Origin of the sequence: Pseudomonas sp. LFS074 (assembly GCF_047978165.1) — a bacterium.
GTDB lineage: Bacteria > Pseudomonadota > Gammaproteobacteria > Pseudomonadales > Pseudomonadaceae > Aquipseudomonas > Aquipseudomonas putida_P.
Genome location: NZ_JBFPFV010000001.1, coordinates 1,665,020 through 1,678,883 on the forward strand (window position 1 = coordinate 1,665,020; position 13,864 = coordinate 1,678,883).

The following is a 13,864-nucleotide window of genomic DNA, read 5'->3' on the forward strand; positions in this document are numbered from 1 at the left end:
ATGACGGATCAATGGGATGCCGGGCGACTGGACAGTGACCTCGAGGGTGTCGGTTTCGACACCCTGGCGGTGCGCGCCGGTCAAAACCGTACACCGGAAGGCGAACACAGCGAAGCGCTGTTCCTGACCTCCAGCTATGTGTTCCGCACAGCGGCTGATGCTGCTGCGCGCTTTGCCGGCGAAACGCCGGGCAACGTCTACTCGCGCTACACCAACCCCTCAGTGCGTGCCTTCGAGGAGCGCCTGGCTGCAATGGAAGGCGCGGAGCAGGCCGTGGGTACGTCCACCGGTATGGCGGCAATCCTGGCCGTGGTCATGTCGCTGTGCAGCGCCGGTGACCATGTACTGGTGTCGCAGAGCGTGTTTGGCTCCACCATCAGCCTGTTCGAGAAGTACTTCAAGCGCTTTGGCGTACAAGTGGACTACGTGCCACTGGTCGACCTCAATGGCTGGGAGAAGGCCATCAAGGCCAACACCAAGCTGCTGATCGTCGAATCGCCGTCCAACCCGCTGGCCGAGCTGGTCGATATCACCGCGCTCAGTGAAATCGCTCATGCCCATGGCGCCATGCTGGTAGTGGACAACTGCTTCAGCACCCCGGCGCTGCAGCAGCCGCTGAAACTGGGTGCCGATATCGTGTTCCACTCGGCCACCAAGTTCATCGACGGCCAGGGCCGCTGCATGGGCGGTGTGGTCGCCGGCCGTGCCGAGCAGATGAAAGAAGTGGTCGGTTTCCTGCGTACCGCAGGCCCGACGCTCAGCCCGTTCAACGCCTGGATCTTCACCAAGGGCCTGGAAACGTTGCGCCTGCGCATGCGTGCGCACTGCGAAAGCGCCCAGGCCCTGGCCGAATGGCTGGAGCAGCAGGAAGGCGTGGAAAAGGTGCATTACGCAGGCCTGCCGAGCCACCCGCAGCACGAACTGGCCAAGCGCCAGATGAGCGGTTTTGGTGCGGTGGTCAGCTTTGAAGTCAAAGGCGGTAAAGAGGGTGCCTGGCGCTTCATCGATGCCACCCGGGTGATTTCCATCACCACCAACCTGGGTGACAGCAAAACTACCATCGCGCACCCGGCCACCACCTCCCATGGTCGCCTGTCGCCGCAGGAGCGTGAAGCTGCGGGTATCCGCGACAGCCTGATCCGTGTTGCCGTAGGCCTGGAAGACGTGGCCGACCTGCAAGCCGACCTGGCGCGCGGGCTGGCTGCACTGTGATCGAAATCAGCGGCAGTACCCCAGGCCACAATGGCCGGGTAGCCTTGGTCACCGGTGCCGCGCGCGGCATCGGCCTGGGCATTGCCGCTTGGTTGATCTGCGAAGGTTGGCAGGTGGTGCTTAGTGACCTGGACCGCAAGCGCGGCGCCAAGGTGGCCAAGGCGTTGGGTGACAACGCCTGGTTCATCACCATGGACGTTGCCGACGAGGCCCAGGTCAGTGCCGGGGTGTCCGAAGTGCTCGGGCAGTTCGGTCGGCTGGACGCGCTGGTGTGCAATGCGGCCATTGCCAACCCGCACAACCAGACCCTCGAAAGCCTGAGCCTGGCGCAATGGAACCGGGTGTTGGCGGTCAACCTCAACGGCCCGATGCTGCTGGCCAAGCATTGTGCGCCGTACCTGCGTGCGCACAATGGGGCGATCGTCAACCTGACGTCTACTCGGGCGCGGCAGTCCGAGCCCGACACCGAAGCTTACGCGGCAAGCAAGGGCGGCCTGGTGGCTTTGACCCATGCTCTGGCCATGAGCTTGGGCCCGGAGATTCGCGTCAATGCGGTGAGCCCGGGCTGGATCGATGCCCGTGACCCGTCGCAGCGCCGTGCCGAGCCGTTGACCGAGGCCGATCATGCCCAACACCCGACGGGGAGGGTAGGGACGGTGGAAGATGTGGCGGCCATGGTTGCCTGGCTGTTGTCGCGCCAGGCGGCGTTCGTCACCGGCCAGGAGTTCGTGGTCGATGGCGGCATGACCCGCAAGATGATCTACACCTGAGGCTTCCCGTCCAACCTATGCCGCTTTTGTCTTTTTTGAAAAAAATTCAATGGGGCTATTGACTTAGCTCCGCCATCTGCGTAAATTTCGCGGCCTCAGCGAAGCAAACGCAACAAGCAACATCGCGAGGGTGATTAGCTCAGCCGGGAGAGCATCTGCCTTACAAGCAGAGGGTCGGCGGTTCGATCCCGTCATCACCCACCACTTCCTGAGATGTTCCTAAAGCATCGGGTTCGCAAGAAGTCGATAGCCAGAGAGGAACGCACTGCGCAGCGGTAGTTCAGTCGGTTAGAATACCGGCCTGTCACGCCGGGGGTCGCGGGTTCGAGTCCCGTCCGCTGCGCCATTTTTCAGTAACAGATGGGTGCCTGGCACCGGTCTGAAGCCACAAGGCAAATGCCTTGGGCTGATCCCAGTTTCAATCAGGCGCGAGCCTGAACGATACGCAGCGGTAGTTCAGTCGGTTAGAATACCGGCCTGTCACGCCGGGGGTCGCGGGTTCGAGTCCCGTCCGCTGCGCCATCTTCGTTTCAAGGTCCCTAGAACACCTTGAAGCAAACACAAGAGAAGCGATCACGTTATCGCTTTTTTTGTGCCTGCCCCGATGCCATTGCGGCGCAAGGGTAGACCCAGGTTTCAATCGGGCGCAAGCCTGAATGATACGCAGCGGTAGTTCAGTCGGTTAGAATACCGGCCTGTCACGCCGGGGGTCGCGGGTTCGAGTCCCGTCCGCTGCGCCATCTTCGCCTCAAGGCCCCATGAACGCCTTGAAGCAACGTCAAAGCGACCTTCGGGTCGCTTTTTTCGTTCTGGCGCCTGGTAAATTGCCTGCCTTTACCCAGATTTACACCAACCTGACAGGTTCTTCACCGACCAGCGGTTCCTGTGCCTGCCTGCTGTGTTGCACAATAGGCACCTTCTCGACATACCCGGAATTCGCAATGACCAGATCTTCCGTCTTTGGTGCGCTCGGGCTGGCCCTGGTGCTGGCGGGCGTGACCGGTTGTTCCTCGAAAAAAGCGGCCGTCTATGAGCACGAAAACTTCGATGACTCAGGTACGTTCTCGCGCAGCTTTCCGGTGAGCGATGCTGGCTCTTGCGAGGCGGCCAGGCGTGCCTTGCTCAGCCAGGGGTACATCATTACCAGCAGCGGTGCCAACCAGGTGGTGGGCAACAAGAGCTTCCAGCAGAACAGCGAGAACCACCTGCAGATCAGCTTCAACGTCACCTGCGCGCCGGATGTGAGCGACGAACAGCGCTCGACCATGTTCGCCAACGCCCTGCAGGACCGTTATGCACTGAAAAAGTCCAATACCTCCGCCAGCCTGGGTGTGGGCGTGCTGGGGTCGGTGTCGATGCCGATCGGCTCCAGTGACGACTCGATGGTCAAGGTAGCCAGCGAGACCGTGACTGCGGCGCAGTTCTATGACCGCTATTTCGCCTTGGTGGAGAGCTATTTGCCCAAACCGAAGAAGGTCGAAAAGGCCAAGGTCGACGCACCAGTGCCGAAGGTTGAAAAGCCGGCGGTTGACCTGGGGTTGCCCGAGCAGGCTGCGGCGAACCCAGTGGCGCCTGCCCCTGCCCAGGAAGCTGCACCCGCGCCTGCGGCTGTTTCCCCGGCAAGTGAGGCAGTCGCGGCACCGGTGGTGGATGACAGTCAGGGTTCGCAGCCGGTCGCACCGCCCGTGGAGGCTGCGCCGATTCAGGTGCAGCAGGATGCACAGCCTGCCGAGGCTGTGCCGCCTTCCCTTTGATAAAGCCGGTACAGGCTGTACACATCCCCTGTTACAGACACCCCGCGATAACTTCCTGAACACCTGCTACGTTTATCACTCCTTTCTTCCGGAGCGTCGTTAACCGTTACTTCAAGAAAATGCCATGAGGCTCAGTGCCTTATGGGACCTAACGTTTTTTGATGTTGAATTGTGAATGCGACAGGCGGTTGGCCAGATACCGAAATGCTCGGAGTGAATTGCTGTTTGGTGGGGGTAAGCGTGTCGCACTCTACACTTGTGCGCTGCAAGCCCAGCGGCATGCGGCACTCATCGTCAGTTGGATGATTTCCAAGGCGCTTCCGACAGATTGATCTCTTCCTGCACCCGTTTTAGCAAAAGCTCGGTCGAGACCCCCTCTCTTTCGGCATAAGTGCATACCAGCAGGGTGACTGGATGAATGTGCAGCATCGGCGCCAAGGCGTCGAGCTTTTCAATCGTCGGAGAATACATGCCACGTTCGAGTGAGCTGATATAGGTTCGGCCGGAAACCTCGGATAAATCATCCTGGCTGATCGCGCGCTCTTTCCGGAACCAGCGAAACACCTTTCCGAAAGCTTTTTTCAGTTCCATTTGCTCAATCCGCAAAAGGAACGATGAAGCCGTTTTGAACAGTATATCGCTACACAGTATACTGTTCATTTTGAGGCATTGTTATGTTCGTTTCCGACAGCAGGGCGGAGGTCAAAGGTCTGGCAGCACTTCTTGAGCCAGGGCAGCGTGGGTGGCACGTCATGCTGAAGCCTCAAATGTCACCGTGGTTCCATGCCACTGTGGTGACATGTGATGAGGGCTTTGATACCCGCACTACGGTGTTTATCGATTCTCTACCATCCCTCATCACATGGATTGAATCGGGTCAGGAGGGGATGTCGTTGGAATCCCTTCAGCTCGTTTCTCCTGGCTGGTTAAGAGGAGGCAAGGGATGGGAAATGAATGCTCTTACAGAGATTGCGCAAAACCAACTGGAAGGAGCTGTAAGGTTCACTCTCCAGGATGGAAGGGTTTATTACTATCCTGATCCCGCTGCTCGAAGCACGCACGGCTTTGAAGAGGTACTTTATCGTTTGCATTCGGAGCATTAAGTGCCCGAGTGAGGAATCTAGCAGTTTTCCGACGAGCCTTGAGGCTCCGCTTACGCTGACGCCCAGTTTTCAATGTCGCCCCGTTCGAACTTGCGATTTCGAAAGGTCATTGTTGCTCGCGTACGCGTCTAGCTCTCCACTCACCATCCGTCGTTCATGATGCGACAACTCCAGCTACCCTGGTGCTCCCAGCAGCGCTAGCCTCAGGGTCGATTATCGTTTCTGATCACACCACTCTTGTATTTCTAGTGCTCAAGCTTGAGCCGGATCACTTAGGTCCGGCCCATCTTCACCGGCCCACACCAATCTATAACGGGCATCGCGACGCAGGCTTAAGTGACCGGCGGTGGCTGCTCGCTAAGTCGTCTCGTATCGCACGCCGTGACAGAAAAAATGAGTCTTTCGCCCAAGCGTACCAGTCGCCTTGGTCGGGGCATCATGATGCTCAATGTCGTGGAAAAAGCGTTCTTCCTAGTTTGGCTGCGGCTCCAACACCTTTCTGGGCCTCATTGAGAATGTCACGAGAGAAGTAATCTGCGAGCCGTGCGCGGCCCTCTATCTCCTGCCGGATGTATTCTGGATCAATGTTTGGAAGATCCACACGATAGGCCGCGTGATGAACCAATGCGGCAGCCTGGAAAAGCGCGTCGGAAAGCCTATATCTATCGAGCTCCAGTGCTGCGCATGCTTCTAGGATGGCGACCGCATCGCTTTCGGTTCCGCCAGTGATACGCCGGTCTGGCAAGGTGGAGTGTCGGCGAAGATGCTCCACGCACTGACGCAGCGAAGGGATTGAGAGACTAATGGAGTAATGCTTGCTGTACCAAGGGCCGATAGTGTCGATTTCGTCCTGAGTGAGGGCCATTTCCTGAAAGTACCCGGCCCAAGCTTCCTGTATGTCCTCATCTATGCGCTCCTGACCAAGGCTGGCCAGATGCTCGTTGAGGCGTTTGACTAAGCGGAAATAGTCGAGTCGTACAGGTGGATCGCGATGCTCATCCATACTCAGCTCGAGGATTAAGGTCGCCGATGATTTTCCGCCGGCACGATGAAGATGGTCAAGATCGCCTTCAGGCACGGCCTTCTGATAAAGGCTGGCTGAGCGGCTAAGGGGCCAACCTTTTTCGCTTTCGCACCTACAATCATCCAATTGACTACGTTCAACCGATATCACTAAGCAAGGTGGTGTATTTCTATGGATTTGATGGCTCTGATTCAGCAGGCGCTTGAAGCGTCAGGGAAGCTGCGAGACCTTTCGAAAAAGGTTGAAGATGCGGATTTCAAAATGATACTGGCAGATCTTCACAGTGCCTTGGCTGATGCGAAACTTGAGTCTGGGGAGTTGAAGATGAAATTGGCATTGGCGCAAGAGGAGATTGTCAGGCTGAAGCAGCTGATCGAGCAGCGAGATAAAGGCAAACCCACCTATAACTCAGAGGGGGTGTATACCTTTGAAGGCGAGGTCGGTCGCTTTTGCACGGCCTGCTGGGACAGCGATGAACGCAAGATGCGCTTGACCGACTTGGCTAGTGAATTCCGATTTGTCGGTCAGTGGGAATGCCCCAAGTGCCATGCCGGGTATGGCGCAAAGGACGCATGAGGGACTTGGTCCGGTCAGTCATTCATCCATTGATTTGGCAAAGCTGCGCGCAATGAGCTAACGGGCGCTGAGGTCGACAGCCTGTGCGAGGTACTCCAGTGAGCGGATTCCTAGCGAGGTTGGTCAAGCGCCTTTCTGATCCTTTCAATATTCGCTATTGGCTCGGCATCCACTCTGCGGGATCGACCAGGTGCCATGATTGTGCTTCGCGATCAAAGTCCGTCCAAACCTCCTGCAGCTTGGCACGGTCACCTTGGAATAAGGGGCTATCCAAATGAGCGAACTGATCGAAATTGGCGGATGGCAAAACAGTGCCAGCGCCGCTGTAGCAGAACCAGGAGCCCACTACCTGGGCGATTTCTGCAATTTCACGCAAAGCTTGCTTGGCATCTGCCAGACCCCACCGCTCCAGCATGCGCCCTTGACGACTGGCCTCAGTGGCAGCGTGGGCGATATCCACGTTCACATGTTCAATGACGGACGAAAGCCGGCCTAGGCGGGACTCCAGCATGTCGAATACCTCGATTCGTATTAGATCATCTGGTGTGGATGCACCTGCGCTTACCCCGCTTAGCCAGTCGAACTCCTCGTGCCGCTTAACCGCGAGCTCATAGTGGTATTTCGAGGGCACCCAATACGAACGCTTTCCCTGTTGGAGTTGCTCAGTAGCAAAGGTGTCATAAGCGGCGTGTGTACTGTGGTAGTTGTAGTTCAGCTCCGCGATATCCCTGACGTATACTAGGCGCGTGAGCTTTCCACGCGAGGCGCGGATGTCAGCGATCAAGCTACCTAATGAGCACACACTTCTCGGGCCGCGGATAGGTTCGACTTCCACGAGTCTGCGGATTCCCTGCATCGTCCCTGCCCAGAATCCGCTCGCCAGCATGTCCATGATCAAAATGTTTAGCTGTTTTTCACCGCTGACCGTGGGAGCTTGCCGCACCATCTCTACGACACATGAATACGCTGCGATGTCCCACGCCATTTGATTCAACGCCTTAGTGATGGCGTTCTCCTCGGTCTCAAAAACCCGCTTCCATTCTGCGATCCGATCTAGCACTGATGACTCCTTGGGGTTCTGTGATTAAAGCCATGCATACCGTGCTGGCTCGCGGTAGCAGCGGTCACAAGCACTGTGATGGCAATGGGATATCTTTCCTGTCTATGATGTTCCTTTAAACGGAGGCAGGGTACTGCGGTGATTGGGAATATTTTCAATGTTTTTTCGCGCCGCAAGGATAGTCAGAGCCAGCCGAAAAAGCAGCTTACAGAGCAATTTCGGCAAAGGACGTTCATGCTCATCCGCGACGTGGGCCCCGGAATGGTCGAGACCCTTGAGTTTCTACACGATAAGCTCTCCTATCTCACCGGGCGCCAAAACCTATCTGGAAACAAGAACGTCTCCTACGCTGATGACGCCTTCAGCTTTCTGCACACTTGCAGTGACCCTCATTTCCTTGATGCCATTGAGTATCTTGTCCATCAGGACGGATGGCATTACATCGGCGGTTACCATGAGCCTGTGATTGATCGTTTAAACGAGTTTTTGAACATTGACGATCTTCCCTATTTCGTTACGAAACCGGTATGGCAAACCACTGAGAAAATGTACAGGGGAGAGCTCACTAAGTTCACCGGAATTCGTGTGCACGCGAAGGTTATCCCAAGGGAAAGCCAAGCTATCCACGAGACGGCGATTGAGCCCGCTCTGAAGCTTTTACGTCAGCCAGCTTTCCTTAATGCCAATTCCGAGTTCATGGCAGCTCTGGAGGATTTTCGGCACGGAAAATTCGGTGACTGCGTCACCAAGTGCAACAGCAGCTATGAGAGCGTCATGAAGGTGATCTGCGGCCAGAAGGGTTTCGGGTATTCCCAGGGAGACACAACAGCCAAGCTTATTCGTACCATTATGGAGAAGACGGCGATGGACTCTTTCTGGGAGCAGCCACTGATGACCGTCGGTACGCTTCGTAACAAAGTGAGCACGTCGCATGGGGCCGGGGAGGTGCAGAAGGTAGTGCCGGAGCACGTGGCGAAGTACACGATGAATATGACTGCTTCTGCGATCATCTTTTTGCACGATCAGGCTTACCGGACCAACACCTGAAATCATCAACCAGCTTGCGGGAGTGGACATGCGTCGTTTCGATACCAAACCTTTGATTGCTTTGGCGACGGCTCCGAAAGACCAGGATGATCCTTGGTATGTAAATGCTGAGCAGGCTGTGCAGTACATAACAGCAAACGCGGAATCAGACGAGATTGTGATTTACGTGAGTGCACCCTTCCTGCTCATCGTGGGGGCGCTCGCCCCAATTGACAATGTCACTCCGCCAGATGGGAGTGCGCTACATAATCTTACGCTAACTACCAATGCAACCTGGTGCATTCAAAGGTCCTGGAGTTCAAGTGAAGGACACCGCGTCTACATTGAACCCGCTTTCCCTGATGACAGCGGATCTGCCTTAGCTGGGGGGGAGCCACTTGTCATCCGTCGACGTCTTGAGGGAGTTCATACCGGACCAACGCCGATCGAGATTAACCAAAAGCTCGTGCATTGCCTCGACGTCCATTATGTCGAAGAGCGGAAAGCGTACTGTCGGCTCAACGACAATGGCGACATCGAAGATGTCATCAGAATCTTGACGTTGGCAGTTCCCGACCAGATAGAGGGTCGCGAGGTTGTCACGATTCTTCGTAAAGATTTGGACAACTACATGGCCCTTGCGGACTTGGCGTTGGTCCTAAAATTTGATTTCACCAGATACGTGCCGGGTAGCTTCGACAGCTGGCATGGCGCCACTCGATATCACCGAGACGAGTCGGATCTGTTTTTCCACGGTGGATCGATAAGGCGAGCTAGCTTCGCGAATGGGGCTATGGTGGTTAGGTCAAGGACCACGGTTGAAGAGCAAGAAGAAGTGTGGCGCAAGGATTTTGACGATGATCCAGATCGTGATTATGCGGTCTTTAAAATCTATGACCGCAAAAATGACCGCCAGGTCGAGACCTCTTGCAGCCCCGAGCACATCGTCAGTTATTTCGAGGAAAGCGATCTTCCCTGGCAGATTTCGCCGGCTTTTTTCAGGGCAGAGGTGCTTAATCGCTTCAAAGGGGATCCGGAAAAATACACGCTGGAAGACCGGAGCATTTCTTGCAGAGGGGCTTGGTTTCTGAAGTCTTACGATATCAATGAGGCCGGGCAGGTTCATGTATGGATCTGGGATCTCTCGAAACTTCCATACGATGAGCAGCTGTACTGGAAGGCCTTCAACGAATGGCCAAAGGCTCCAATCTCTCAGCGAGCATATAGAACGGATATTGAAGGTGATTGGTACACTGAATATCAGCCGCTGGATTCCCTCAAGCGTAAGGTGCGTGAACTAGACAAACGAAAGCCAGCATGGTGGAACCCTCGCGGAGAGGCGTTGCTCGACAGCGTGCTAGCACCTGCCACAGATTCACCCAAGGAATGGGGTGATGAAATCATGGCTCTTGATCAATGCTTGGTGGAAGGCTTTCTCGACAAGCCATTGCGCAAAGTAGCCGAAGGAAAAGGGTGCGTTCTCGAGTCTACATGGCGCTCGCTTAAGCTGTTGTACGAAATCTTAGTGGCAAGCTCGATCAGCGCCGATGATGCCAGGGAAATTCTGGCGCCTATGAGAAGGCTTCATGAGCTACGCAATGAGATTCGAGGTCATGCTACTCACGAGAAAAAAGCTGTCGCCATTCGAGAAGCCCGAACTACCCATGGCAATTTTCGAGCCCATTTCTTTCACCTTGCCGAAGGTTGTGATCAAGCCCTTGTCGCTGTGTTGAGAGCCTTGGATTTTGAACTAGAGGAGTGAAGACGCTGAAGTAGTCATAACCAGCTCGCGCCTGTGAGCTGGTAGGCGATATCTAGAATCCACTGCGCGGCCAGGCTAGCCGATTTGGACTGTCGTAAAAACTAGCTTGGGGTAATAGCTCAACGGCCGTAAGCCACCATCCACCCATACCTTGCTTGATCAAACGGTTCCATCTTGCAAGTAGCTGGCTCGACCACCGGTCAGCCTGATGAGGCAATCCGAAACAGGTCACTGGCCATGCTGCTGATCGGCTAGGATGGCCGGATCATTTCGGAGGCTGAATGGATGGATGCTATGTGTCGGAGCACTGGAGTTGAAGGAGCAAGTCATTGTGTGGGGCGCAGTCCTACCGTTTCCCAGATGTCGCGTTGGTATGAGCGTACCTGCGCAACTAACCGGCAGGCCGGGCAATGACTGGCAAGATCGCTCGGCTGAGAGCGTGGTGGTCCGCCCGCAACAATGCAGGCTCCCCTGAGCAACCTACAGTGCATCAATCCGTTGAGGTTGGCTCTGAAGCTCCCATCCGGACGAAATCCGAGGACCTCCTTAGGCGAGCCGACTTTGCAAGCCACATAGCAGATGTGCTATCCGAACTCAGTCCACGTGAGGGTCGTGTTTTCGCCATCCGCGGTGGGTGGGGGTTTGGTAAGTCTTCCCTGAAATACCTCGTGATTGAGAGGCTTGAATCCCAGGACAAGGCTGCGGACTGGCTTGATTTCAATCCTTGGCAATGGGGCGATGGCAACGCTATTTCCAGAGCCCTCTTTGGCCAGATCGCCGATCGATTGGGTGGCGAGAATTCCAAAGCTGCAATTGCCCGGGCGGAAGCCCTGAGACGCTACGGAGCAATCCTGGAAGGAGCGAGTGCTCCACTTAAAAAAGCGGGTGAATCCAATGTGCAGATCTCCGCTGTATTGACAAATGCTTCCGTAATTGTTGCCGCATCAGCTATCGGATTCGATCTCCCAACCGTTGCCGTGGTTGCTGCGGCACTGGCTGGCCTTTCGATTGTCACTTCTGGGATTGGCCGTGTGTTGCGATTTTGGGGGCGTGATAAGAGCAACGAACCCTTGGACAAGGTCCGCGAAGCGCTGGAGAAGCGTCTTGGCAAGCTCACCAAGCCGCTGATTGTTTTCGTCGATGACATCGACCGGTTAGAACCTGATCAGATCCGGCTGCTGGTAAGGCAGGTCAAGGCCAACGCTAACCTGCCGAACATCGTCTTCGTGTTGCTGTTCCAGCCCAGCATTGTTGAGCGAGCGCTTGATCCGGTGGCGGACAACAATGGTCGTGCCTTCCTTGAAAAAATCGTCCAGGCGAGCTTCGACCTGCCTGCAGTGCCAGCGCACATGGTTTATCGGATCTTTGGTGAGCAGCTTACCCAAGTAGCCGGATGGCTCGCGACCGAGGCCAATGGGTTTGATCAAGTTCGATGGGGCAACGCTCTGGTCGGCTGCATCCAACCCAGACTGCGTAACATGCGAGATGCGCAGCGCCTGCTTTCATCTATCACCGTGCATATGCCACTGCACGCTTCGGGCAGCGTCTTCGAAGTGAATATCGTGGATTTCCTTGTCCTGGAGACACTGCGCGTCTTCGAGCCAGATCTACACGAAGCATTGTTCCGAGAACGGGATCTGGTTCTGCAAGAGCGCAATGCTGTGAACGAGCGCCGCCAAGAGGTGGTAAAGCAAGGTGTTGAGCAACTGCTGAACAAGGTGCCGGAGGAGCGCCGGTCAGTGGCCCGTGACACGCTCAAGGAACTCTTCCCACCGCTCGAATGGGCGCTAGGCGGTACCCACTACGACGGTGGGTTCCGAAGTCAATGGCTGGTGGCAAAGCGGGTTTGTTCGTCTCGCTACTTCCCAAGATACTTTGAGCTGCAGACGGCACTTGGAGAGGTATCAGAGCGTCGCTTCGTGGAGTTTTTAGAGGCGACAGCATCAGAGAAGGAGTTAGCCGCTGCCGTCGCTTATATCGAAACTGATGGGTTGCTCCCCTCGTTGGTCAGTAGGCTCGACGAGTCCGTTGACCGTCTCCCTCCAGACAATGCTGCGGTGCTTCTACCAGGAATGTTCAGTATTGCTCAGAAGCTGGTACGGTTTCGTGGCGACCCTTTCAGCTCTCCATACGTATCTGCGTGGAGAGCAACATCTTGGTATCTCAAAGCGATTCCTCCTGCGGAACGTGGCGGGCTGGTTTTGGAGGCGCTCCGCACGACCAAAGCGCTATCAGTGGCTGCAATGCTTATCCACTTAAGCGACCCCGCAGATAACAAGCCTGGTGATAGGGATAAATTTGATCCCGCACTAGATGAAGGAACCGTGGAGGCGATGAAGGCGCTCTGGGTGAAAATCATCAGAGCCCACGCTGCAGCCGACGTCGCGCTGATCGCAGAGGACGACCTTGTATCGCTGTTGTATCGCTGGAGGGATTACGCGAAGAGCAATGAAGAGCCTCGACGTTGGATGGCAGAAGCCATCAAGGACGACGAGGACTTTGCAAAGATCGTCTCGGCCATGATGAGCACTGGCAAAAGCCATTCGGTAAGGGATCGAGTTTCCAAGGTACATAAAATGTTCAGTCGGGAGGCGGTTGAAGATTTCATTGGTCTTGACGAAGCCCAGGTACGCTGCGATGCGATCAATCCGGCCCGGTTCCCAGAGCATGAGGATTCCTTATGCACTCTGAAAAGACACCTGGACGCTTGGCGGGAGAATGAGGGTGATCTTCTCTACATGTGAAAAGTGGCAGGCTCACTTGATGGGCCTGCTCCCTTACACCCAACTCACTGCCTAGGCTTTTTGCTTGACCATCAGACTGAGAACAACGGTCAGCACGGTGGCCAAGCAGAGCATAGACGCCATGCCGATCAACCCGGCGGTAAACGACTCAGTAACATCCTTGAGCCAGCCGACAGCGGTTGATGAGCGCAATGCCACCTGCGGCTGCTTGCTTGCCTCGGCGACCTCGGGCGCTGCCCGATCCGCCGAATCCATCGCCGCAAGATAGCGGTCAATGCTCTGCTCGATGTGCTGCATTCGCGCCTTGATCTTGCCCTGGGTAAAGTTGCGGTCGCGGTTATTTACGGCTTTGAATTTGCTGCCGTCGATGGCAATGATCGATTGGGCACAGCACCACGAATTGCCGGCACACGCTGCGAATGGCTTTGCCGTTGTCCCGGCGATAGTCGGCATTCGTTGAAGTCGGGAGCCAACCGGCCCGTTAGCCACATCAGCTCGACATTGCGCTCTGCCTCGCGCTCAAGCCGGCAGCTGGACTGAATCCGGTTGAGGTAGCCATAGATGTAGATTTTCAGCAGGATTGCTGGATGGTAGGCCGGACGACCCGTTGCAGCCGGATCGACACCCTCGAAGCCGAGTGCTCCCAGGTCGAGTTCATCGACGAAAACGTCGACCACCCGAACTGGGTTTTCTTCGGTGATGTAATCGTCCTAAAAAACTAGACGCGAATGGAACGCCGCTGGTGTCCCGAGGGTCGAGAAAATTTTGAGGGGTAGTCGCAGCGATCCTTTAGCTCCCAGCCTTGCGACCTTGGGTTCAGAATCCGACCGGCT

11 protein-coding genes, 4 tRNA genes and 1 pseudogene are annotated in these 13,864 nt (G+C 55.9%); 12 read left to right on the top strand and 4 right to left on the bottom strand.

Annotated elements, in window-relative coordinates; all coding sequences use genetic code 11:
- From ACNQP3_RS07695 to ACNQP3_RS07725, 7 genes are all read left to right on the top strand, one after another.
- Positions 1 to 1,212, top strand: a complete 1,212-nt coding sequence (locus ACNQP3_RS07695) for an O-succinylhomoserine sulfhydrylase (protein ID WP_012271207.1) — start codon at positions 1 to 3, stop codon at positions 1,210 to 1,212.
- Entirely contained in the window at positions 1,209 to 1,982 is a 774-nt protein-coding gene (locus ACNQP3_RS07700) for an SDR family oxidoreductase (RefSeq protein WP_012271208.1), read from the top strand. Before ACNQP3_RS07695 ends, ACNQP3_RS07700 begins: the two co-directional genes overlap by 4 nt.
- Before the next feature lie 128 nt (positions 1,983 to 2,110).
- Positions 2,111 to 2,186: transfer RNA gene (locus tag ACNQP3_RS07705), tRNA-Val, on the top strand.
- Between the two features lie 65 nt (positions 2,187 to 2,251).
- Positions 2,252 to 2,328, top strand: a tRNA-Asp gene (locus ACNQP3_RS07710).
- Between the two features lie 99 nt (positions 2,329 to 2,427).
- A tRNA-Asp gene (locus tag ACNQP3_RS07715) sits at positions 2,428 to 2,504 on the top strand.
- 141 nt (positions 2,505 to 2,645) lie between these two features.
- Positions 2,646 to 2,722 (top strand) — tRNA-Asp (locus ACNQP3_RS07720).
- Between the two features lie 201 nt (positions 2,723 to 2,923).
- A complete protein-coding gene (locus ACNQP3_RS07725) occupies positions 2,924 to 3,736 on the top strand; it encodes a DUF2242 domain-containing protein (RefSeq protein WP_012271209.1) in 813 nt (270 codons plus the stop codon).
- Between the two features lie 294 nt (positions 3,737 to 4,030).
- On the opposite strand, the gene ACNQP3_RS07730 is transcribed toward ACNQP3_RS07725, so the two are convergent.
- Positions 4,031 to 4,327 (bottom strand): helix-turn-helix domain-containing protein, encoded by a 297-nt coding sequence (locus tag ACNQP3_RS07730; protein WP_173880943.1) that lies wholly within the window; start codon positions 4,325 to 4,327, stop codon positions 4,031 to 4,033.
- 161 nt (positions 4,328 to 4,488) lie between these two features.
- Here ACNQP3_RS07730 and ACNQP3_RS07735 point away from each other — a divergent pair, with 161 nt between their 5' ends.
- A complete protein-coding gene (locus ACNQP3_RS07735) occupies positions 4,489 to 4,839 on the top strand; it encodes a hypothetical protein (protein ID WP_173880942.1) in 351 nt (116 codons plus the stop codon).
- Between the two features lie 445 nt (positions 4,840 to 5,284).
- Here the strand turns inward: ACNQP3_RS07735 and ACNQP3_RS07740 are convergent, their stop codons facing one another.
- Positions 5,285 to 5,842 (bottom strand): hypothetical protein, encoded by a 558-nt coding sequence (locus ACNQP3_RS07740; RefSeq protein WP_173880940.1) that lies wholly within the window; start codon positions 5,840 to 5,842, stop codon positions 5,285 to 5,287.
- A gap of 192 nt (positions 5,843 to 6,034) precedes the next feature.
- Between ACNQP3_RS07740 and ACNQP3_RS07745 the strand changes: the two genes are divergently transcribed.
- Positions 6,035 to 6,439 carry a hypothetical protein gene (locus tag ACNQP3_RS07745; RefSeq protein WP_173880938.1) on the top strand — a complete coding sequence of 135 codons (405 nt, stop codon included), beginning with the start codon at positions 6,035 to 6,037 and terminating at the stop codon, positions 6,437 to 6,439.
- 154 nt (positions 6,440 to 6,593) lie between these two features.
- On the opposite strand, the gene ACNQP3_RS07750 is transcribed toward ACNQP3_RS07745, so the two are convergent.
- Positions 6,594 to 7,499 carry a hypothetical protein gene (locus ACNQP3_RS07750; protein WP_173880936.1) on the bottom strand — a complete coding sequence of 302 codons (906 nt, stop codon included), beginning with the start codon at positions 7,497 to 7,499 and terminating at the stop codon, positions 6,594 to 6,596.
- 234 nt (positions 7,500 to 7,733) lie between these two features.
- On the opposite strand from ACNQP3_RS07750, the gene ACNQP3_RS07755 reads away from it, so the two are divergent.
- From ACNQP3_RS07755 to ACNQP3_RS07765, 3 genes are all read left to right on the top strand, one after another.
- Positions 7,734 to 8,546: an abortive infection family protein gene (locus tag ACNQP3_RS07755; RefSeq protein ID WP_232891689.1), complete on the top strand. Its 813-nt coding sequence runs from the start codon at positions 7,734 to 7,736 to the stop codon at positions 8,544 to 8,546.
- 28 nt (positions 8,547 to 8,574) lie between these two features.
- Positions 8,575 to 10,287 carry a hypothetical protein gene (locus ACNQP3_RS07760; protein WP_173880932.1) on the top strand — a complete coding sequence of 571 codons (1,713 nt, stop codon included), beginning with the start codon at positions 8,575 to 8,577 and terminating at the stop codon, positions 10,285 to 10,287.
- A gap of 410 nt (positions 10,288 to 10,697) precedes the next feature.
- Positions 10,698 to 13,031: a KAP family P-loop NTPase fold protein gene (locus tag ACNQP3_RS07765; RefSeq protein ID WP_173880930.1), complete on the top strand. Its 2,334-nt coding sequence runs from the start codon at positions 10,698 to 10,700 to the stop codon at positions 13,029 to 13,031.
- A gap of 204 nt (positions 13,032 to 13,235) precedes the next feature.
- Here the strand turns inward: ACNQP3_RS07765 and ACNQP3_RS07770 are convergent.
- Positions 13,236 to 13,741 (bottom strand): annotated as a pseudogene (locus tag ACNQP3_RS07770) (transposase); the annotation flags it as partial.
- Positions 13,742 to 13,864: the final 123 nt, after the last annotated feature.

Excerpts from the sequence above, each read along its gene's own strand:
- ACNQP3_RS07745 (WP_173880938.1), top strand. The coding sequence starts at position 6,035 with ATGGATTTGATGGCTCTGATTCAGCAGGCGCTTGAAGCGTCAGGGAAG.
- ACNQP3_RS07765 (WP_173880930.1), top strand. The coding sequence starts at position 10,698 with ATGACTGGCAAGATCGCTCGGCTGAGAGCGTGGTGGTCCGCCCGCAAC.
- ACNQP3_RS07760 (WP_173880932.1), top strand. The coding sequence starts at position 8,575 with ATGCGTCGTTTCGATACCAAACCTTTGATTGCTTTGGCGACGGCTCCG.
- ACNQP3_RS07755 (WP_232891689.1), top strand. The coding sequence starts at position 7,734 with ATGCTCATCCGCGACGTGGGCCCCGGAATGGTCGAGACCCTTGAGTTT.
- ACNQP3_RS07695 (WP_012271207.1), top strand. The coding sequence starts at position 1 with ATGACGGATCAATGGGATGCCGGGCGACTGGACAGTGACCTCGAGGGT.
- ACNQP3_RS07725 (WP_012271209.1), top strand. The coding sequence starts at position 2,924 with ATGACCAGATCTTCCGTCTTTGGTGCGCTCGGGCTGGCCCTGGTGCTG.
- ACNQP3_RS07735 (WP_173880942.1), top strand. The coding sequence starts at position 4,489 with ATGCTGAAGCCTCAAATGTCACCGTGGTTCCATGCCACTGTGGTGACA.
- ACNQP3_RS07740 (WP_173880940.1), bottom strand. The coding sequence starts at position 5,842 with ATGGATGAGCATCGCGATCCACCTGTACGACTCGACTATTTCCGCTTA.
- ACNQP3_RS07730 (WP_173880943.1), bottom strand. The coding sequence starts at position 4,327 with ATGGAACTGAAAAAAGCTTTCGGAAAGGTGTTTCGCTGGTTCCGGAAA.